General features: G+C 61.2%; 12 protein-coding genes. 4 read left to right on the top strand and 8 right to left on the bottom strand.

All coding sequences use genetic code 11. The features are described from left to right. The 3 genes from KY465_RS08890 to KY465_RS08900 form a co-directional block, all read right to left on the bottom strand. Positions 1-366: a response regulator gene (locus KY465_RS08890; protein WP_219201308.1), complete on the bottom strand. Its 366-nt coding sequence runs from the start codon at positions 364-366 to the stop codon at positions 1-3. Beyond that, positions 363-662: an STAS domain-containing protein gene (locus KY465_RS08895; RefSeq protein WP_219201309.1), complete on the bottom strand. Its 300-nt coding sequence runs from the start codon at positions 660-662 to the stop codon at positions 363-365. The genes KY465_RS08890 and KY465_RS08895 overlap by 4 nt, the downstream gene beginning before the upstream one ends. A gap of 62 nt (positions 663-724) precedes the next feature. Next, the gene (locus tag KY465_RS08900) at positions 725-2311 is read right to left on the bottom strand and encodes a methyl-accepting chemotaxis protein (RefSeq protein WP_255561535.1); all 1587 of its coding nucleotides are present in this window, start codon (positions 2309-2311) and stop codon (positions 725-727) included. Between the two features lie 832 nt (positions 2312-3143). Between KY465_RS08900 and KY465_RS08905 the strand changes: the two genes are divergently transcribed. Then, positions 3144-3458, top strand: coding sequence for an ArsR/SmtB family transcription factor (locus KY465_RS08905; RefSeq protein WP_219201311.1), 315 nt, complete (start codon positions 3144-3146; stop codon positions 3456-3458). A gap of 31 nt (positions 3459-3489) precedes the next feature. Here KY465_RS08905 and KY465_RS08910 read toward each other — a convergent pair whose 3' ends face one another. Then, positions 3490-3921 (bottom strand): secondary thiamine-phosphate synthase enzyme YjbQ, encoded by a 432-nt coding sequence (locus KY465_RS08910; RefSeq protein WP_219201312.1) that lies wholly within the window; start codon positions 3919-3921, stop codon positions 3490-3492. Positions 3922-4075: 154 nt separating this feature from the next. Here KY465_RS08910 and KY465_RS08915 point away from each other — a divergent pair, with 154 nt between their 5' ends. The 3 genes from KY465_RS08915 to KY465_RS08925 all read left to right on the top strand — a co-directional run bounded on the left by KY465_RS08915 (position 4076) and on the right by KY465_RS08925 (position 15115). After that, positions 4076-5341, top strand: a complete 1266-nt coding sequence (locus KY465_RS08915) for a SulP family inorganic anion transporter (RefSeq protein WP_219201313.1) — start codon at positions 4076-4078, stop codon at positions 5339-5341. Between the two features lie 181 nt (positions 5342-5522). Beyond that, positions 5523-14009, top strand: coding sequence for a glycoside hydrolase family 94 protein (locus tag KY465_RS08920; RefSeq protein ID WP_219201314.1), 8487 nt, complete (start codon positions 5523-5525; stop codon positions 14007-14009). Between the two features lie 143 nt (positions 14010-14152). Further along, the gene (locus tag KY465_RS08925) at positions 14153-15115 is read left to right on the top strand and encodes a UDP-glucuronic acid decarboxylase family protein (RefSeq protein WP_219201315.1); all 963 of its coding nucleotides are present in this window, start codon (positions 14153-14155) and stop codon (positions 15113-15115) included. A 77-nt stretch (positions 15116-15192) separates the two neighbouring features. On the opposite strand, the gene KY465_RS08930 is transcribed toward KY465_RS08925, so the two are convergent. From KY465_RS08930 to kaiC, 4 genes are read right to left on the bottom strand one after another with little or no spacing between them, the layout of a single operon-like run. Beyond that, a complete protein-coding gene (locus KY465_RS08930; RefSeq protein WP_219201316.1) occupies positions 15193-17676 on the bottom strand; it encodes a response regulator in 2484 nt (827 codons plus the stop codon). Next, positions 17673-18029: a circadian clock KaiB family protein gene (locus KY465_RS08935; RefSeq protein ID WP_219201317.1), complete on the bottom strand. Its 357-nt coding sequence runs from the start codon at positions 18027-18029 to the stop codon at positions 17673-17675. Before KY465_RS08935 ends, KY465_RS08930 begins: the two co-directional genes overlap by 4 nt. Next, positions 18026-18382 (bottom strand): circadian clock KaiB family protein, encoded by a 357-nt coding sequence (locus tag KY465_RS08940; RefSeq protein ID WP_219201318.1) that lies wholly within the window; start codon positions 18380-18382, stop codon positions 18026-18028. The genes KY465_RS08935 and KY465_RS08940 overlap by 4 nt, the downstream gene beginning before the upstream one ends. Continuing rightward, positions 18379-20082 carry a circadian clock protein KaiC gene (gene kaiC / locus KY465_RS08945; protein WP_219201319.1) on the bottom strand — a complete coding sequence of 568 codons (1704 nt, stop codon included), beginning with the start codon at positions 20080-20082 and terminating at the stop codon, positions 18379-18381. The genes KY465_RS08940 and kaiC overlap by 4 nt, the downstream gene beginning before the upstream one ends. Between the last annotated feature and the right edge of the window lie 252 nt (positions 20083-20334).

The following is a 20334-nucleotide window of genomic DNA, read 5'->3' on the forward strand; positions in this document are numbered from 1 at the left end:
TCAGGCGGTTACCCGCTCGATTGCGGCGATGAGCTTGGTGGGGTCGAATGGCTTGACGATCCAGCCGGTGGCGCCAGCCTGGCGTGCCCTGTTCTTCTTCTCGGCATCGCTTTCCGTGGTCAGCACAAGGATCGGGACGGCGCGATAGCGATCATGCTGACGGACGCCCTCGATGAAGCCGAACCCATCAAGACGCGGCATATTGATGTCGGTGACGATGACGTCGGGATTTGATTCTTCAAGCACCTCAAGTCCTTCAACGCCATCTTCGGCCTGTACGGTCTCGAAGCCGGCGTCGTTGAGCGTGAGCAAGAGCATGTTGCGGATGGTCCGTGAATCATCAACGGTCAGAACTTTTTTCTTCATTGCGCAATCTCCATTGAAATGATTGATTCGTCCGTCACGCCGAGCACTGTCAGCGTCTTGGCAAAAATCTCGGAGGAATGTTTCACGGTGAATTGGCGATCTGCCGCCCGCCAGCTGGCTGCGGCGGAGAGCAAGACCTGAACACACTGCGCGCCGACGCGAGAGACTTCCGAGGCATCTATCGCGACGTCCTTGTCCTGAAGAGCCAGGACCTGCTCATGCAAGCGGCTGGCGGCGTTGAGATCGAGTATGGCGGGCAGCTTAAGAATATGAGGCCCCTCATTCAGTTCTGTCATCTGCGTTCCCCCATGGACGCGGCAGCCCGCGCCTCGTTTTGCTGCTTGTTGCAGCGGCTTTGTCATGCAGCGCTGTCACGCCACCTTTGTATTGTCGGGTTCGGCGCAGCACCCGGTTGACTGGCTGGCCGAGGCGCCTGCGGGCCGCCGGCGTCACGCGGCGCCGTTTCCGCCGCAGCAAGGCGGCCCAGCCGATGATCGCGAATGCGGGCACCGAGTTCAGCGATCACATCGCCAAGATCGGTGCTTGTTTCGCTCATTTCCGAGATCGCCTGCCGTCCGGCGCTGAGCCGCTCAGCCGCGATCCCCAGTGCCGAAGCGGTGTCGTCAATCTCGCCTGCTTGCTGGATTCCTTCTGTCCCGACGCCGGAAACCGCATCGCTGATACGCCCGACCTGTGTGACCAGGGCGCCGATCACCGAGCGGGTCTCATCGACCAGTTCAACGCCGCGACCCACCTGCCCCTTGGTGCCGTTGACCAGTGTCTTGATTTCGTCGGCAGCGCCGGCAGATCGTTGGGCCAAGGCGCGAACCTCAGTGGCAACGACGGCAAATCCGCGCCCTGCCTCGCCGGCGCGCGCCGCTTCAATGCCGGCATTGAGCGCCAGAAGGTTGGTTTGAAAAGCAATTTCGTCAATCACCGTGATGATCTTGCCGATTTCTTCGGCCGACGCCTCGACGCCTGCCATGGCCTCGATCGCGCGGGCCACCACCCGATCGCTTTCTTGCGCGCTGTCGCGCGCCACGGTGATCGCTTCTTCGGCGTTGCGGGCACTGGTGGCCGCGGCACGCACCTTCTCGGCGATCGTGCTCAAGCGATCACATCCGCCTTCCAATGCATGGTTGGCGTCGTCGAGTTTGGCGCTGCTGCCGGCGATTGTGTCCTGAATGGCTTCAATCTGGACAGCACTTTCGTCAGAGACCTGCTCGGCCGTATCGAGCATCGCGGTCAGATCAGTGATCATGGCATTGAAGCGGGCAGCAACATCTTCTTGCGATGTTGCGGCGCTGACGTCGATGCGCGCCGAAAGATCACCGGCGGCGAGCGCATCGATCACCGCCCCGAAACTGGCCGCCACCCTTTGCTGCTGCGCTTCGATCTCGGCAGCATGGCGACTTTCACGCTCGCGCGCTTCGGCATCGAGCCGGTGTGTCATCTGCAGGTCGATGTCGAGCAGGGCCGCCTTGACGACCGCAATGACGTCCTCGGCGAATTCGCGACGCTCGGACTTGCCCTTCAGGACACCGCGCAAACCGCCGGGGGAGCGCTCAGCCAAGCTGCGAATGATCGTTTCCAGCACCAGCGCATGACCGCCGATCGACCATCCGGGCGCCAATCCGATCTTCTGACGGACATCGCCAAGAATGACCGAGCGATCGGCGTACAGGGTGTCGAAGCGTGCGTCTGAGAGGATCGACCAATGGGCAATCTCAAGTTCCTGAAGGCGATCTATCTGGCGGGGAGATGAAAACAGGCCGGTCATCGCCGGATTGCCCTGAAGGCGCTGAAAATAGGTCGCAAGGGCTTGCCGGGCGGCATCTTCCACGGCTGGGCGAATGCGGCGCAGGCGGTCACGACCGGCCGCGTCCATTTCAGTCAGTCCAATCCGCGCTTGCAGACCGGCAACTGCTGCCGGATCTCGCGCCATTTGTCGGACTTGCCCCACGTCTTTACTACCCCTCTTCACGCTGATCCAACGCGCAGCGCTCGCCGCATTCACAAGGTGCGCCCCCACACCGCAATATTCGCGTTCGCGATAAAGACTTGCTGGTAGCTGTGCGTGTCGGCCTGGATGCGAGACATCCGGACGGTTCCGGGCGTCGATGCGGCTTCATGCCTTTGCAGCCAAGGTCTTGGAGCCCTGATCTTGCAATCCGACGAGTCCCGGCATTTTTATGGTTAATTCCTTGCCCGAAGGTTAACGGCGGGTTTCCAAATTGCGGCAGATTTGCAGCATCTGTCTGGCGAAACGGAAGCGGGCCGGCGGTGTTGATCTGGCCGTTGGCGTTGCAAGCTCCGCGCAAGGCGTCCGACCGATAGTGCCCGCGAGTGGGACAATGACGTCTCGGAGGTACGAACAATGACTGTTCTCGGTTTTGGCGCAATTTTCATTGCGAGCGCAACGCTGACTGCATTCTGCCTGTTGCGACACTCGATCGTTGCCCGCCCGCACCAGACCCCCGTCTTCTGACGGTCTGACGGTTTTCCAAGCCACCCGATCTTCCCGCACCTGCAGCGCCCATGCGCGGTTTCTCAGACGCGCGCGCCGCGCCGGGAAAAGTGCGTCCTGAAACGCCGCGGACCGCCATTCGGCAGTCCGGCCGCAAGAACATTATGATTTGCATTCCTTGGCGTGGAATCGTATTAGGTAATCATTACTCTAGTAATGTCAGCGCTGCGTTTGATACTCGCGCTAAATTTTTTTGCTTGTATACTTATATTAATATATTTTTTTTCACGCATATATTGGTTGCTATTTTATGATGACTCTCGAGCTTGAAACCGCGAAAATGTATGAGCGGGCCGAAGACGCGTCCAATCTGTTGCAGGCGATGGCCAACAAGAACCGGTTGTTGATCCTGTGTAACCTTGTCGAAGGTGAAGCCAGCGTGACCGAACTGATCGGCCGGGTGGGCATGAACCAGTCGGCATTGTCACAGCAACTGGCGAAATTGCGAGCCGCCAACCTCGTCGCGACACGCCGCGACGGCCAGTTGGTGTATTATCGCCTGGCCTCGCGCAATGTCGAACGCGTGCTTGGCCTGCTCTACGAACTGTATTGCAAGGGCCATTGAGCCTGACATAGGTCTGGCCGGCCCGGCCAGGTCAACGGGACAGGTGCAGGATGAGCTGGCGCTGGTGCGGCCGGGTGCGGTGCTCGTACAGGTACAATCCCTGCCAGGTGCCAAGGGTGAGACGCGACCGGGCGACCGGGATCGACAGGGTCGTGGCTGTCAGGGCGGATCTGATATGAGCCGGCATGTCGTCAGTGCCCTCGGCGCGATGGCGTATCCAGTTCATTGAAGGATCATCGGCGGCGGGCACGAGGCGCCGGAAGAAGGTTTGCAGGTCCGTCTGTACATCGGGATCGGCATTTTCCTGGATCAGCAGCGCGCACGAGGTGTGGCGGACAAAGACCGTCAGTAGCCCGAGATCTGTCGGACCCGCGTCAGTGACGAATGCCTGGGCGCTATCCGTGAATTCGTACAGGCCGGGACCGGTTGTCGCCATCTCCAGTGTCGTCTGCGCGTGCGGCATGCTGGTTTCCTACTGCCATCTCCCCGTGCCATCGACGTGGCGCTGCTCTGAACCGGGTGGTCGAGTGACGTTCACGCCATTGATACGGTCGGTGGACGATCGACTGCGACAATCGGTCCGCATTCCGAATTGCATTGTTTTGCTAGGAAGAGCAATGCGCCAACCCAAGATCCTGTCCACGATGCATAGCTACAGCTGGCCGCTGTTCCTCAGGGATATTCTTGCCGGCGCATCAGTGGCCATGGTGGCGCTTCCACTCAGCCTGGCGATCGCTATCGCCTCCGGTGCCGACCCGGGAGACGGACTGGTCACCGCCATCATCGCAGGTTTTTTGATCTCCCTGCTTGGCGGCAGCCGGGTGCAAGTCGGCGGTCCGACCGGTGCATTCATAGTCGTCGTCTTCGGCGTGATTGCGCAGCATGGGTATGACGGCTTGGTACTTGCCACATTCATGGCCGGACTGATTCTCCTGGTGGCCGGCTATCTGAGAGCTGGAAACCTGATCGCCTATGTCCCGGAAGCGGTCGTCAACGGCTTCACGATAGGTATCGGCGTGATCATTGCCGCAAGTCAGATCAATGACTTCTTCGGACTCGCGCTCGATTCGGTGCCCGCCGATTTTGTCGAACGGCTGCCCGTGCTCTGGCAAGCCCGGATGCAAGTCAACCCGGCGGCCCTGGCGGTCGGGCTCTTCGCCCTGGTGCTGATCGTCTGGTTGCGACGCCTTGCGCCGCGCTTTCCCGGCCTGATCATTGCGGTCGGTCTTGGCTCGCTTTGTGTCGCCCTGCTCGACCTGCCGGTCGACACGCTGATGTCCCGCTTCGGCGCATTGCCGGACCGGCTGCCGTGGCCCGAGATGCCGGATCTTTCATTTTCGCGACTCATCACATTGTTGCCTTCGGCAGTGGTGATCGCCTTCCTCGCCGGCGTCGAATCCCTGTTGTCGGCCATGGTTGCCGACCAGATGATCGCCGGCCAGCACCGCCCAAATGCCGAATTGACGGCGCAGGGCGTAGCCAACATCGCTTCATCGCTGTTTGGCGGATTGCCGGCCACCGGTGCCATCGCACGAACGGCGACCAATATCCATGCCGGCGCGCAAACACCGGTGGCGGGAATTGTGCATGCGGTCATCCTGCTGCTGATCATGCTTGTGGCCGCGCCTGTCGCCGGCTTTCTCGCTCTGCCAGCACTGGCCGCCCTTCTCATACTGACCGCCTGGAACATGATCGAACCGCAGAAATGGCGTTCGCATCTGCAGCGCCCGGCCGGCGATATCGGCTTGTTGCTGTTGACGCTGGTCCTGACGGTGCTTGTTGATCTGACTGTCGCCATCGGTGTTGGGGTGGCGCTTGGCCTGGCCCTCCGGCTTGCCAGGCGCAAGGATGTCGAAAGCGACTGGCGCGCTCCAAAAAGATAAGGCTCGCCCGTAATTGTGTCAGTGTTCGCATGCAACGGCTCCCGCCCGATATGGGAGCAGCGGCGTTGCAGTACGCTGGCACTACCGGAAGCCCATGCAAACGCGGGCCGGGGTGCTTGCCGGGGCGGAACCGAAGGGGCGGTTTGGCGTTATCCCAAGTCCCCGGGAAATGGAATCGCACATGGGCCTCGTCAACCTCCACGAACGCCCGGCGGGCGAAAAGCCCATCCGCCAGGAATTCTGGTCCGATGAAAGCTATCGCCAGACCTTTTCACAACTGGCGCAATCGGAGATCAAGGATCCGCCCGATCTTTCCGCGCTTGATTTCTTCCGGCGGCTTGACGGCAACCAAGAGGCCATTCGCGGCAACTATCTGGAGATTGCCCGCGCCGCCGACGCCAAGGCCAATCTGACCCCTGCCGCCGAATGGCTGCTGGACAACCACCACATCATCGATGAGAATTTCCGGCATCTCAAGCGGGACATGCCGAAGCGCTTCTATGCGCAGTTGCCATTGTCGGAGTCGGCACCGGGGCGCGTGCCGCGCACGCTGGTGCTTGCCTGGCATTATGTGGCGTGCAGCAATTCAGACCTCTCGCTGCAGACATTGCGCGAAGCGGTTGAAGGCTTCCAGGCGTCGGCGCCGCTGACTATCGGCGAGGTCTGGGCCATCCCGGCCATGCTGCGCTTTGTGCTGCTCGAGAACCTGCGGCGGCTTTCGGACCGGGTCGAGCGGGCGCGCCGGCGGCGTAGCGAGGCGAACGCGCTTGCTGACCGGATCGGGTCGGATGTTGCCAATGGAGCGCAACTTCTCGATGCGGCGGCAGACCAGCTCGCAGACGACACCTTTGCCGTGCAACTTCTCTACCGGTTGCGGGACGGCAACGAAGACCATGTCAGTTCCATCGCCGACAAGCTCCTCGCGACTTTCGATGGCACAGCCGATGCCGCCATTCAACGAGAACATGCGCGGCAATCTTCCGGCAACGTGACCACCGGCAATATTGTCCGCAGCTTGCGGCGTATCGATGATATTGACTGGCTGGCCTTTTTCGAGAGCGTCAGCATTGTCGATCGCATCCTGGCGGAAGCACCGGACTATGCGCAGCTCGACAAGCAAACCCGCAATCAGTACCGCACGCTGATCGAACGGACGGCACGGCGTTCCCCGCAGAGCGAGGAAGCTGTCGCCCGTATGGCGGCTGAAAACGCGAAAGAACAAGATCCGCACAGGCATCCGCTGTCGCGCGGCGGTCAGCGTTACCTCCAGGAGCAGGCCGGCTATCGGCGGTCACTCGGCGAAATGCTTTACGTCGGTTTGCGGCGGTTGGGCTGGATCGCGCTGTTCGGCCCGGCGCTGTTTCTCTCTCTGCTCCTGACCGCCGTCGGCCTGTCGGTCATGCCGCCGGACGCCCCGCTCTGGCTGTTGCTGGTCTTTGGCCTCGTCCTGCTGCTGCCCGCGACGGACGCGGCCTTCGGGCTGTTCAACTTTATCGCACTCAAGCTTGCACCGCCGCGTCGTCTTCCCGCCTTCGACTTCTCGGAGGGCCTGCCGGAGAATGTGCGAACCCTTGTCGTCATCCCGGCGCTGCTGACAAGCCATGACACGATCGATGATCTCGTTCTCAATCTTGAGCTGCACCATCTTGCCAATCCGCAGACGAACATCCTGTTTGCCCTGGCAACCGATTGGCCGGATTCTGTCACCGAAACCAGCGAGAACGATGAAGAGCTGCTTGACTATGCGCGCCGCTCAATTGCCCTCTTGAGCCGGAAATACGCTCATTCCGCCCCCGAGAAGCGGTTCTTCCTGTTCCATCGCCGCCGGCTGCACAATCCGCAGGAAGGCGTCTGGATGGGATGGGAGCGCAAGCGCGGCAAGCTGAGCGAGCTCAATCAGCTGTTGCGGGGCGACAGCGACACGACCTTTGTCCCCGACGGCGATACGCCTCCGGACACCATCCGTTACGTTCTGACGCTTGATGCGGACACGCGGCTTGACCGCGGCGCCGTGGCGCAACTGGCGGGAAAGCTGGCGCATCCGGTCAACGCGCCGATCTCTGATCCGCGGTCCGGTCTGGTGACAGGCGGCCACGCCCTGTTGCAACCGCGCGTTACAGCCTCGTTGACGACCGGTGCGGAAGCGTCGATCTATCAACGCACCTTTTCCGTCAATCGCGGCATAGACCCTTACGTGTTCGCCGTATCCGATATTTACCAGGACCTGTTCGACGAGGGCAGCTTCACCGGCAAGGGACTTTACGATCTCGACCATTTCGAACGCGCGACAGCGGGTCGCTTGCCGGAGAATACCGTTCTCAGTCACGACCTGCTCGAAGGCGCCCTGGCGCGCGCTGCGCTGGTGACGGATGTGCAGTTCATCGAGGATTTCCCGGTGCGCTATGACGTCGACATGGCGCGACAACACCGCTGGGCGCGCGGGGACTGGCAATTGCTGCCCTTCATTGTCAATCCCGGCAACGGCTTGAGCGGTGTTTCGCGCCTGAAAATGGTCGACAACCTGCGCCGCACGCTGGTTCCGATCGCCTGGGTGGTCGCCTCACTGCTCGGGTGGCTGATGCTCGACCGTCCGCATGCTGCCCTGTGGCAAACGGTGCTGATGGCCAGTCTGCTGCTGACCCCGATCATGAACTTCAACGCCGCCCTGCTGCCGCAGCAGCGCGACGCCTCGCTGGCGCGTCATCTGGTGGTGCTGGGTGGAGATTTTGCCGCCCTGGCGGCCGAAGCGGCGCTGCGACTGACATTCATGGCGCATGGTGCGACGGTGATGGCTGACGCGATCTTGCGCACCTTGTATCGTCTCTTTGTCAGTCGGCGCCATCTTCTGGAATGGAAGACGGCGCAGCAGGTTCATCAGGCCGGTTCGGGCTCCGTAGCGGCCGCCTTCGCGATGATGCGGCCCTCGGTGCTCCTGGCCGTCGTGGCCTTTGCGGCCACGCTGGTCTTCAATCGCGAGACGGCACTGATCGCCGCTCCCTTTCTCGTCCTGTGGGGCGGCGCGCCGATTGCAGCCTGGTATGTCAGCCGTTCCGCAGAGACCGAAGACCGGCTCGAGCTTTCCGACACCCATCGTGCCGAACTCCGGCGCTTGGCACGGGAAACCTGGCGCTATTTCGAGACTTTCGCACGCGAAGAAGATCATTTTCTGCCCCCGGATAATTTTCAGGAGGATCCCAAAGCAAAGCTGGCGCGACGTACCTCGCCGACCAATATCGGCCTGTATCTCCTGTCGCTTCTCTCGGCCCGCGATTTCGGCTGGATGAGCTTTCAGCACACAATCGGTGCCATCGAGCGCACGATCAATTCGGTCGAGCGCCTCGAAAAATATCAGGGTCACCTGTTCAACTGGTATGACACGGAAACATTGGATGCACTGCATCCACGCTATGTTTCCGCCGTCGACAGCGGCAATCTGGCGGGACATCTGATCACGCTGGCCAGTGCCCTGCGCAGCTGGGCGGAAAACCCAAGCGTCCATGCGCTTGAGGACATGCAGGGGATTGGCGACACTTTCGGCGTGCTGCGAGACAAATTCGCGATGTTGCCGCCCTCGCGGCGCGTTGTGCGCCCCTTGCGATCACGCCTCGACCAGCGGCTTGCCGGGTTTGCGCAGAGCTACGAGCAATATCTCAACGAGCCGCACCAAGCCGCGGTGCGTTCAATCAACCTGACGGTCATCGCCGAGGACATCCGACGCCTGGCGCGTGATCTGCACACGGAGACCGACAAGCGGGAAACAGGCGAAATCGTCTGGTGGGCCGATGCCCTGAAGCGGAACTGCTACGGGCTGACGGAAGACGCGACAATCGATCGTCCGGGTGCCGAACACAAGGCACGGCTTGCTGCCTTGTCGGAGCGGATCCGTAAACTGGCTTTCGACATGCGGTTTGATTGCCTATTCGATCCCGAGCGAAAATTGCTCTCGATCGGGTTCCGGCCCGACGAGGGCGAACGGGACAGAAGCTGTTACGATCTTCTCGCTTCGGAGGCGCGACTGGCAAGCTTCTTTGCCATTGCCAAAGGGGATCTGCCGAATGAGCACTGGTATCATCTGGGCCGGCCGGTGGTTCCTCTCGGCGTCAGCGGTGCGCTGCTTTCCTGGTCCGGCTCGATGTTCGAATACCTCATGCCGCCGCTCATCATGCATGAACCCGTCGGCAGCACGCTGAACCTGTCGAACAGCGCGGCCGTGCAAACCCAGATCCGCGAGGGACGGCGGCGCGGGCTGCCGTGGGGTGTATCCGAAAGCGCCTTCAATGCGCGCGACCGGGACATGAATTACCAGTATCATGCCTTCGGTATTGCAGCGCTTGGTCTCAAGCGCGATTTGGCCGACGATCTTGTGGTCGCCCCTTATGCATCAATCCTCGCTGCTCAGTTCCGGCCAGCGGAAGCGGTGGCCAATCTGAGGCGGCTGTCGCAAAACGGGGCGCGCGGCATTTATGGCTTCTACGATGCGATCGACTATACGCCGCAACGGCTGCTCGAAGGACAGGAGTTTGCGGTCGTTCGCAACTACATGGCGCACCATCACGGCATGAGCATCGTGGCGATTGCCAATGCGGTCTTTGAAGGCATTCATCGCCAGCGTTTTCATGCTGACCCGGTGGTCAAGGCGGCAGAACTGTTGCTGCAGGAAAAGGCGCCGCGGGAGATCGTGCCGGTGACCCGTCCACCGGAACGTCCGGCAAAAGGCGGACAGTCAGCCGAATTTGCCGAGCCGCCCAGCAGCTTCGTTGCCGACCCGATCTCCAGCCCGCGCGAGATTGCGGTCCTGTCCAACGGTCGCTACAGCGCCCTGATTTCGTCGCTCGGGACCGGGGTCGGCCGTTTTGAAGACCTTGCTGTGACGCGCTGGCGCGCTGATCCAACACTCGACACCTATGGCTCACACATCTTTCTGCGCGATGTGGAAAGCCAGGTCTGGTGGTCGGCCACACCGTGGCTGACACGGGTTGGAGAGCAGGCCCACGCCACCCTTCACGATCACAAGGCAGAGTTTGTCAAGAAAGCAGAGGGTCTTGAGACGGTGCTCGAATGCATTGTCTGCCATGAGGCTGATGCCGAAGGCCGACGCCTGACCATTCGCAATCGCAGTGATCAGGACCGCTTCATCGAGGTGACGTCCTATGGCGAGATCGTGCTCGAAAAGGCGGATGCGGACCTGGCGCATCCGGCATTCTCGAAAATGTTCGTCGAAACGGATGTCATCCTCCCGGACGGCGTCATTCTGGCGCGCCGCAAGCAACGCAATGTGGATGACCAGCCCATCTATTTCGCGCATCTGTTCTCGGACAGCGTCAATGTGGCCGGCCTGGAAGCGGAAACCGACCGGCGTGCCTTTATCGGCCGTGGCCGTGATATCAGTGATCCGCAGGCAATGGATCAGGGTTGTGAACTGGGCGGCTCCGACGGTTTCACGCTTGATCCGATCTATGCTCTGCGGCGGACAATCCGCGTGCCGGCTTTCAAGAGCGCAACGCTGACGATGTGGAACATTGTCAACCGCGATGCCAAGGCCCGCGACCAGGCCGTAGCCCATTATCGGCGCGGCGAGATGTTCGAACATGAGCTGCGGCTGAGCTGGACCTATTCGCAAATCCAGCTGCGCCACCAGGGGATCAGTGTCGAAGATGCCAATCTGTTTCGCTCATTTGCCAGCTTGCTTGTCTATCCGGACAGCCGGCTGGCGGCGGGAGATGCCACGGTGCGGGACGCGGCCGGTCGGCAATCCCTGCTGTGGGGACAGGGTATCTCCGGTGATGCGCCGATCTTCGCGCTGAGGATCGATGATGAGGCCGATCTGCCGGTGGCGCGCAAGGCGGCAATGCTTGTTCACTATCTGCGCCAGCGCGGTGTCTCGGTCGATCTGGCGCTGGTCAACGAGCGGCGGTCCTCCTATGTGCAGGACCTCAATGACGCGCTGAACGCTATTGCCGAACAGGCAGCTCAGCGTGATGGCGGGGTGCGGCAGGTTTTCGTCGTGCGCCGCGATCTGTTGGGGGATGCCGGCTGGCAGGCGCTGCTTGCAGCGGCGCGCATCGTGTTGCATGCCCGCAATGGCAAATTGTCCGAGCAGATTTCGCGGCTGCCCAGCCAGGACGCCGATCTGGCACCGAGCGATGACGTGCCGGTCGCCGTGGATGGCGCGGCTGCAGTTGCCATCGCCGGCTCTGATTTCGACGCGCCGGCAGCGCAGCAGGAGAGCCTCGATACCGCCGCTGGCGAAGCCACAAGCGCCACCGCGGGGCCCGGCGATATGACGCATGCGGACGCTGCGGAACTGAGTTTTTTCAACGGCTATGGCGGTTTCGCCAAATCGGGTCGCGAATATGTCGTGCAACTCAGGCATGGCGAACGGACCCCGCAGCCCTGGATCAATGTCGTGGCGCGCGGCGAATTCGGTTTTCACACCTCCGCCGAGGGTGCGAGCTACTCCTGGGCGCTCAATTCACGCGATTTTCAGATCACGCCCTGGTCGAACGATCCGGTCAGCAACCGGCCCGGCGAAACCATCCATGTTGTCGACCTGGGGACCGGGCGCGTGGCCACCCCCTATGCGGCTTTGTCCAGTGATCCGGACAGCCGCTACGAAGCGCGGTTCGGCATGGGATACTGCGACTTCCGCAGTACCACCGACTGGCTGTCGCTGCAGGCCGTGCAGACACTCGCCGAAGATGAGAACAGCAAGCTGATCGAGCTGACGCTGCGCAATCCGACAGCCGCGCCGCTGCAGCTGCGTGTTTTCGGCTATGTCGAATTGGTGCTGGGCAACAACCGCGCCCGCAACGCGACGCATGTGCAGGTGCGTCCCAGCCCGGATGGCCGTGGATTGCTGGCTCGCAACCCGTTCTCCAACGATTTCGGAGACACGGAGATCAGCTTCAGCCTTGATCGGCCGGCCAGGCTCCTGACAGCCTCACGCGGCGCCTTCATCGGACGCAACGGCACGATGCGGCTGCCGGCGGCGCTGGCCGGCGGTGCGCTGCCAGCGATTGAGGACAGCGGCGGAGATCCCTGCATGGCGCTCGGCTGCGATATCGCTCTGGCCGCCGGCGCAGAAACCCGTTTGCTGCTCAAACTAAGTGCGTTGCCCCATGATGACCGGGAAGGTGGCGCCGCCGAGCGGGCGGTCACCGCCGGCACGTCAGCAGTCAATCGCGGTCTGGCTGCGGCGAAGTCAGAATGGGACGCCCTTCTCGGGACTTTGCAGGTGGCGACGCCGGACGAGAAACTTGACCTGATGGTCAATACCTGGCTGCCCTATCAGAGCATCGCCTGCCGTATCCGGGCCCGCAGTGCCTTCTACCAGGCCTCCGGGGCCTATGGTTTTCGCGACCAGTTGCAGGATACGTCGGCCCTCCTGCTGCAGGACCCCGGCCTGGCCAGGGCGCAGATTCTCAATGCCGCCGGCAGGCAGTTTCCGGAGGGGGATTTCCAGCACTGGTGGTTGCCGCGCAGCGGTGCGGGCGTTCGCACGATGATCTCCGATGACGTGGTCTGGCTGCCGCACATGGTGGCTCGCTATTTGCGGTTCACCGGCGACCAGGCCCTGCTCGATGAAGCGATACCGTTTATCGAAGGGCGGGAACTGGCCGAAGGTGAACATGATGCCTTCTACCAGCCGGACGTTTCCGCCACGAGCGTCAGCCTGTTCGAGCACTGCGTCCGGGCCCTGAACCTGGCTATCGCGCGCACCGGGCCGAACGGCCTGCCCCTCATTCTCGGGGGTGACTGGAATGACGGGATGAACCGCGTCGGCGAAGAGGGCCGCGGCGAGAGCGTCTGGCTTGGCTGGTTCCTCGGCGACACATTGCAAAGCTTTATCGAGATGACCGGCGATCATCTCGATGCCGGGCTCAAAAAGCGCTGGCAACTGCACCGCGAGCAGCTCGCTGCGGCCCTGGAGACAGCCGGCTGGGATGGTCAGTGGTACCGGCGTGGCACGTTTGATGACGGCGCTCCGCTCGGGTCAAGCGAGAGCGACGAATGCCAGATCGACTCGATCGCACAAAGCTGGAGCGTCATTTCCGGCATGGCGCCGCCGGAGCGCGCGCAACAGGCGATGGATTCGCTGATGGCCCGGCTTGCGGACCGGCAGCATGGCCTGATCAAGCTTTTCACGCCTCCGTTTGAAAACACGCCGCGCAATCCCGGCTACATCAAAGGTTATCCGCCGGGCGTACGGGAGAATGGCGGGCAGTATACGCACGCCGCCAGCTGGGTGGTTTATGCATTGGCACGCATGGGCCGCGGCGATGCGGCGCATGCCGCCTTCGACATGATCAATCCTATCTCGCATTCGCTCGACCGGAATGCCGCCGATCACTACCGCACCGAGCCCTATGTGGTGGCAGCCGATATCTACGGGGAAGGTGTGCGCGCCGGACGCGGCGGCTGGACCTGGTACACCGGTTCGGCCGGCTGGCTCTATCGCGCCGCGGTGGAAGGCATTCTCGGTCTGACGCTGTGTGAAGGTAAATGGCTGGAGGTGCGACCGGCGCTTCCCGAGGCATGGCCGGGCTACAGCGCCGATCTGCAGCTGGGCGGCCGGCAGAGGCATCTCGATGTGCAGCGCGACGGCGCAAATTTGTCGATCACGCTGGACGGCGAGGCTCCTGATGCGGAAGGCCGCTTCCGCATCTAGGGTCAGGACCCTCGGAACTTCTCCCTGCCCAAGCTGTGTTTATCGCGGACAACGCGCCTGGGCGGTCGACACAAGCCGGCGCGGCAGTTATTTGCGATATATCGCGGATGATTGCTGCAACCGCACCGGGAGAAGTACACCCTATGCCACGTTTGTATGCCAGCCGAAAAAGAGTGCTCGTCACCGGCGGGGCCGGGTTTCTCGGTTCGCATCTGATCGACCGGCTGCTCGAAGAGGGGCATGAAGTCCTGTGCGTCGACAATCTGTTCACCGGTACAAAGGAAAACCTCGATCATCTGCATGGCCATGCGCGTTTCGAGTTCATGCGTCACGACATCTGCTTTCCGCTGTATGTCGAAGTCGATGAGATCTGGAACCTCGCATGTCCTGCTTCCCCGGTGCATTATCAGCATGACCCCGTGCAGACCGCCAAGACCTGCGTGCACGGCGCGATCAACATGCTCGGCCTGGCCAAACGGCTACGTTGCCCGATCTTCCAGGCCTCGACAAGCGAAGTCTATGGCGATCCGGCAATGCATCCGCAGTCCGAGGCCTATTGGGGCAATGTCAATCCGATCGGCATCCGCTCCTGCTATGACGAGGGCAAGCGGTGTGCCGAGACCCTGTTTTTCGATTATTGGCGCCAGCACGAGGTCGAGATCAAGGTGGCGCGCATTTTCAACACCTATGGACCGCGAATGCATCTGAATGACGGGCGGGTCGTCTCCGCGTTCATCATGCAGGCGCTGCGCGGCGACGAGATCACGATCTTCGGGGATGGCAGCCAGACACGATCGTTTTGTTATGTGGACGACATGATCGAAGGCTTTGTCCGTCTGATGAACTCCGAAAAGAGTGTCACCGGACCGATCAATCTCGGCAATCCGGGTGAGTACTCGATGATCCAGCTTGCCGAGTTGATCGTGCAGAAGACGGGGTCACGGTCGCAGCTGAGCTTCAAGCCCCTGCCCTTTGATGATCCCAAACGCCGCAAGCCAGATATCTCGCTGGCCCAGTCCACACTCGGCTGGCAACCACAGATTGGTGTCGACGAGGGACTGGCGCAGACGATCGACTATTTCCGGTCTCACCAATCAGGGCATTAATTGCCCCAGCTTGAATTGCTGCGATCAGCTGAAACCTGTGCCGGGAAGATTTCCCTAAAAGGACGACTTGGCCAAGGTCATGTCGGGGCGCTTATCGCTTCCTGCAATGCAGCGATGACTTTCTCGACATCCTGGCTGGAATAGGGTTTGGCAAGATGGTCGGCCTGATAGGCGGCGTCGATATGACTGGTGTCATGGCCGGTCATGAAGGCGAACGGGATGTGACGCGAGGTCAGCAGGTCAGCGACCGGATAGACGGTCTTGCCGCTGACATTGATGTCCAGGAGGGCCACGTCAAAATTCTCTGCCGTATCGCTCGTGACTGCAGCTTCCGCCTTGGCCACTTGATCGAAGGGGCCGACAACCTCGCAATCCAGATCGAAAAGCATGTCCTCAAGCGTCATGGCAATAAGAGGTTCATCCTCGACCACCAGCACGCGCAGCTTCTGCCGGGTGGATTGCGGCGGTGACGGTTCGGCGCCAGCCGGTTGGTCAGCCTTTGGCGGCCGGCCCGCGCCTGCCGCATGCGCCATCGCTTTGCCGATCGCCGCGATGACCTCCTCGGCGCTGTAGGGTTTGCGCACCAAAAGGAACTCATTTTTCGATCCGTCTTCCGTGGCCCGCGACTGGGCTGTAAATCCGGACGTCAGGAGGACCGCCAAATCCGGACGACGGCGTCGCGCTTCCTGGGCAAGGTCAATGCCACTCATTCCGCGCGGCATGACGATGTCGGTAAAGAGCAATTGGATATCGGCTCGCCGTTGCAACTGATCGAGACCATCATGCCCGTTGCTGGCTTCGATGACCGTATGACCAAGGTCGGTCAGAAGGTCCGTTGCCAGCTGACGGACATCGTCATCGTCCTCCACGACGAGAATAACAAGGGGCTCGGTGTCAAGGTGAGGGCTGGCGGCGGAGCGCTCGTTGTCGATGCTCGCCGTATCCGTCCAGGGAAGATAGAGATGAACGGTCGTTCCGCGACCTGGCGCACTGTCGAGGACGACATAGCCATTTGACTGGCGGGCAAAGCCATAGACCATCGACAGTCCAAGCCCCGAGCCCTTGCCCACCTCCTTGGTGGTGTAAAACGGTTCGAAAACCCGGGCCTGCACCTGGGGGGACATCCCTTCTCCTTCGTCGGCCACAGTAACGCGAACGTACCGGCCGGGGACCAGATCAGGGATCATGGATGACGATCCGTCGGCGCTCGCCGTTTCCGGAAGTGTGACATTCGCCGTCGCAAGGGTCAGGCGCCCGCCGCGCGGCATGGCATCTCTTGCGTTGATGACGAGATTGAGGATCGCGGATTCGAAAAGATTGACGTCGCACCAGCAATGCCAGAGCCCGTCGCCAGCCTGAACTTCGACCTCGATTTCCTCGCCCACGGTCCGCTCGATCAAATGTCTGAGTTCCGGCAAACGATCATTGACGGAAAAGGCCTGCGCCTGCAGCGTCTGGCGCCGTGAAAAGGCAAGCAATTGCTGCGTCAGCCCGGCGCCACGCTGGGCGGCCTGACTGGCGTGGGTAATCTGACGCAGGAGCGAGGCGTCGGTGACCCTGAGGCGAGCGCGTTCCAGATTGCCGAGTATCACGGTCAGGAGATTGTTGAAATCGTGCGCCAATCCGCCGGTCAGTTGTCCGACAGCCTCCATTTTCTGTGCCTGGCGAAGCTGATCTTCCAGGAGGCGCTGGTCGGTGATGTCGGTCACGACACCCGCCATCGAGGCGGCCCGCCCATTGGCGAAATAGGTGCGCCCCTTGCCACGGATCCACCGCACCTCACCGTCATTGGCGCGCCGAATGCGGCACTCGAACTCCAGCTGTCCGGTTTGCATCGCCGTGTCGAAACTGCTGATCACGGTTTCCCGGTCTTCGGCGAGCACGTGCTCGAGAAACAGCTCGCGGCTCCAGTGGTCAAGCGGGGTGGAATATCCGAATATCTCGTCGTGCCGCGCCGAGCGGCGCGCAATGTCACCGACCAGATCGAGCTCCCAGCTTCCCATATCGGAGGCCTCAAGGGCAATCTGCTGACCTTCCTCGGCGATCCGGCGCTGGCGTTGCTGGGTCAGATCCGTGACGATGCCGCACAGGACCCGGTTTCCCTCGGTGGGAAGATCGACGAACGAAAGATAGACGGGGACCAGTTCGCCATCTTCACGGCGAAGCTCAAATTCACCATTGCCGCCGCCATGGGCGCTCTGCCGCATTAACCGAGCCAGAGCGCTGGCCTGCGAGGCCCGGACATACTGGTGGATGGAGGTTCCGATGAGCCGCTCATGGCGGAAGCCGGAAATCTCTGCGAAACGCCGATTGCAGTAGAGGATCGTGCCATCGACAGAGAGGGTCAGAGCCCCTTCCTGCATCTGTTCGACCAAGATGCGGTATGGTCGATCCGCATTGTCGAGCGTGTAGACCTTCTGAGCTTCAGGTCCGCCGATGATGACGGCATCGACCTCGCCGCTGCGGATGGCATCGAGGGTTTCATCGGCTTCGCGGAGGCGTTCTTCCAGTTCAGCAATCCTCCGGCGGAGATCTTCAGCATCCGGGCCGTCGGAGCTCATCCCTGCGTTCCTCCGGGAGGTGACGTGGCGGGAACGAGATTAAGCCCCGCCAGCACCCGGTCGCTGTTGGAAAGGTCACCGATGATCCGCCGGAGCGGCTCCGGCAGGATCTTGACCAGGGTCGGCGCGGCGATGATCTGAGCGTCGCGGGCGGCTTGTGGGTTTTGGTAAATGTCGATCACCTCAAGGTCATAGCGGCCGTTCAAACGCTCTTCACAGACGCGTCGGATAATCTCCACGGCCCGCGTCGAGCGCGGCGTTGAACCCGTTACATAAAGGCGCAGAACGAAGTGTGTACCGGAATGATCACCGTCTGCCTCTTCCCACCAGGGCGTTTGCGAATTACCGGTCATGGTCCTTTGCTCTGGCTGCGAATGTCGAGGCCGACCAACACACGCTCCTGATTGGACAGATCTCCAATGATCTTCTTCAATGGCGGCGGCAAACGGCGCACCAGAGTCGGCAAAGCCAGGATCTGATCGCCAGCTGCCAATTGCGGATTCTGACTGAGATCGACGACCTCAATGTCATACTGACCGGCCAGATGATCCTCGCAAAGCTTCTTGAGATTGGCGACGGCTGACAATGATTTCGGGGTCTGTCCGGCGACATAGAGCCGCAAATTGTAAAATGTGCCATCTGGCGCGCGGCCATCCTCATCGGTTGTATCTTCCAGAGGCGCGATGCCCTTGCGCTCGGAGGTCATTCATCCACTCCCCTGCTTCTCGCCATCACCTGCCGGTCATGGTTAACCAATTCGGCGTCGAGTCGTTCCGCTTCGGACAGGTCGTCGATCTCGGCCTCCTGCATGGCCAGCGTTGCCTGCAATTCAGCAATCTGACCTTCGAGAACGAGGCGCTTGCGCTCCAATTTTCGGCGGCGACAGGCGATTTCACGCTGCCGCTGCGTTTCCAGGGTCCTTGCACGCCATTCCTGCGCAATGCGGGCACTGCCCGTCAGCATGCCGTCCGGGCCCATATACATGTCGCTCAATTGCACACCGTTCGATGTCAGACGGTATTCCCTGATCTGGTTCGAATTGGACATGCCGCGCGATTTCAGCACGTATAGACCGCGGTTGCGCTCGCCACTGCTTTCAATATCGAGCAATGAAATCCAGGTGTCCATCAGGGATGAGACGCCGCGATCGGCATCGCTCATCAGCCGCTCGTCCGCCGGTGTCAGACTGGTGAACACCGCCGTAATGCCTCTGGCCTTCAACATATCGACCACGCGCAGCAGCGTCGAATGCACCTCTTCGGCGGGGCCTCGGAAAGCTGAAATCGGATCAATGACGACTATCGTCGGCTTGAATGTCTCGACAATGCGATGCAGGCGCGTCAGATGCATTTCGAAGCCGTAGAAGCTGGGTCTTGCGGCTTCGAACCGCAACAGATCGGCATCGATGTGATGCTGCAAATCCAATCCCACCGAGCGCACATTGCGCACGATCTGGCTCGGCGATTCCTCGAGTGCCACGTAAAGGCAGTGCTCGCCGCGGGCACAGGCGGCATTGGCAAAGTGAGCGCTGAAGATGGTCTTGCCGGTGCCCGCAGAACCCGAGATCAGTACGCTTGAGCCCCGGTAATAGCCGCCGATGCTGAGCATCGCGTCGAGGTCTTCCACGCCCGTGGGGACCGGCTCCTCGGAGACGTCATAGGACAGGCCCGCCGACGTGATCGGCAACACCGTGATGCCGTGATCGTCGATCAGGAACGGATATTCGTTCGTACCGTGCGCTGACCCCCGATACTTGACCACCCGCAGCCGCCGTGTGGTGATCTGGTCTTCAACGCGATTCTCGAGCAAAATCACGCAGTCGGAGACATATTCTTCCAGACCGTGCCGGGTCAGCTGGCCCTCGCCGCGCTCTGCGGTGACGATTGCCGTTATCCCCTTCTGCTTGATCCACTCGAACAGGCGCCGCAACTCCGAGCGCAACACGGCCACGTTGTCGAGGCCGGCAAACAGGGTCTCCAGGGTATCCAGAACGATGCGCTTGGCGCCTATGGAATCGATGGCATAACCGAGCCGGACAAACAGACCTTCGAGATCATATTCGCCCGCTTCCTCGATTTCGCTGCGGTCGACCCTGACGTGGTCGATGACGAGCTTTTTCTCGTCGATCAGCTTATCGACCTCATAGCCGAGCGATGCGACATTGACGGCGAGATCCGGGGCTGTTTCCTCGAAACTGACGAAAACGCCGGGTTCGTCGCGCCGAACCGCACCATCAACGAGAAAAGTCATGCCAAAAAGCGTCTTGCCGCACCCTGCCGCGCCGCACAGCAAGGTCGGACGACCTGTCGGCAGCCCACCGGCCGTGATGTCATCAAGACCGGATATGCCTGTGAGCGACTTCGGCAGCAATTTCGAACTTCCAGGAGATTGGCTGCCGTGATTCATCGATGCTGATCCGGGAGAAAGTGCAAGAGTGCTGAATTCCTACGTTATTTTCGCTGACCTCGCAACGCGGCAAACTGGGGAGAGAGCGTCGCATCTCACCTTCTGACGCGCGTTGTCCGACGGCAGTTGCCTGCTTCTCGGCCACCGACAACATGGCGCAAGATAGGTCAGTTGGCACCATATCCAACCCCTCAAAGTGGCTGCCTTCGAAATTTTCTGCAGAGAAGACTTGAGCCCGCAGGTGCGCGTAGC

Origin of the sequence: Neohoeflea coraliihabitans (genome assembly GCF_019334345.1) — a bacterium.
Classification (GTDB): Bacteria; Pseudomonadota; Alphaproteobacteria; order Rhizobiales; family Rhizobiaceae; genus Pseudohoeflea; species Pseudohoeflea coraliihabitans.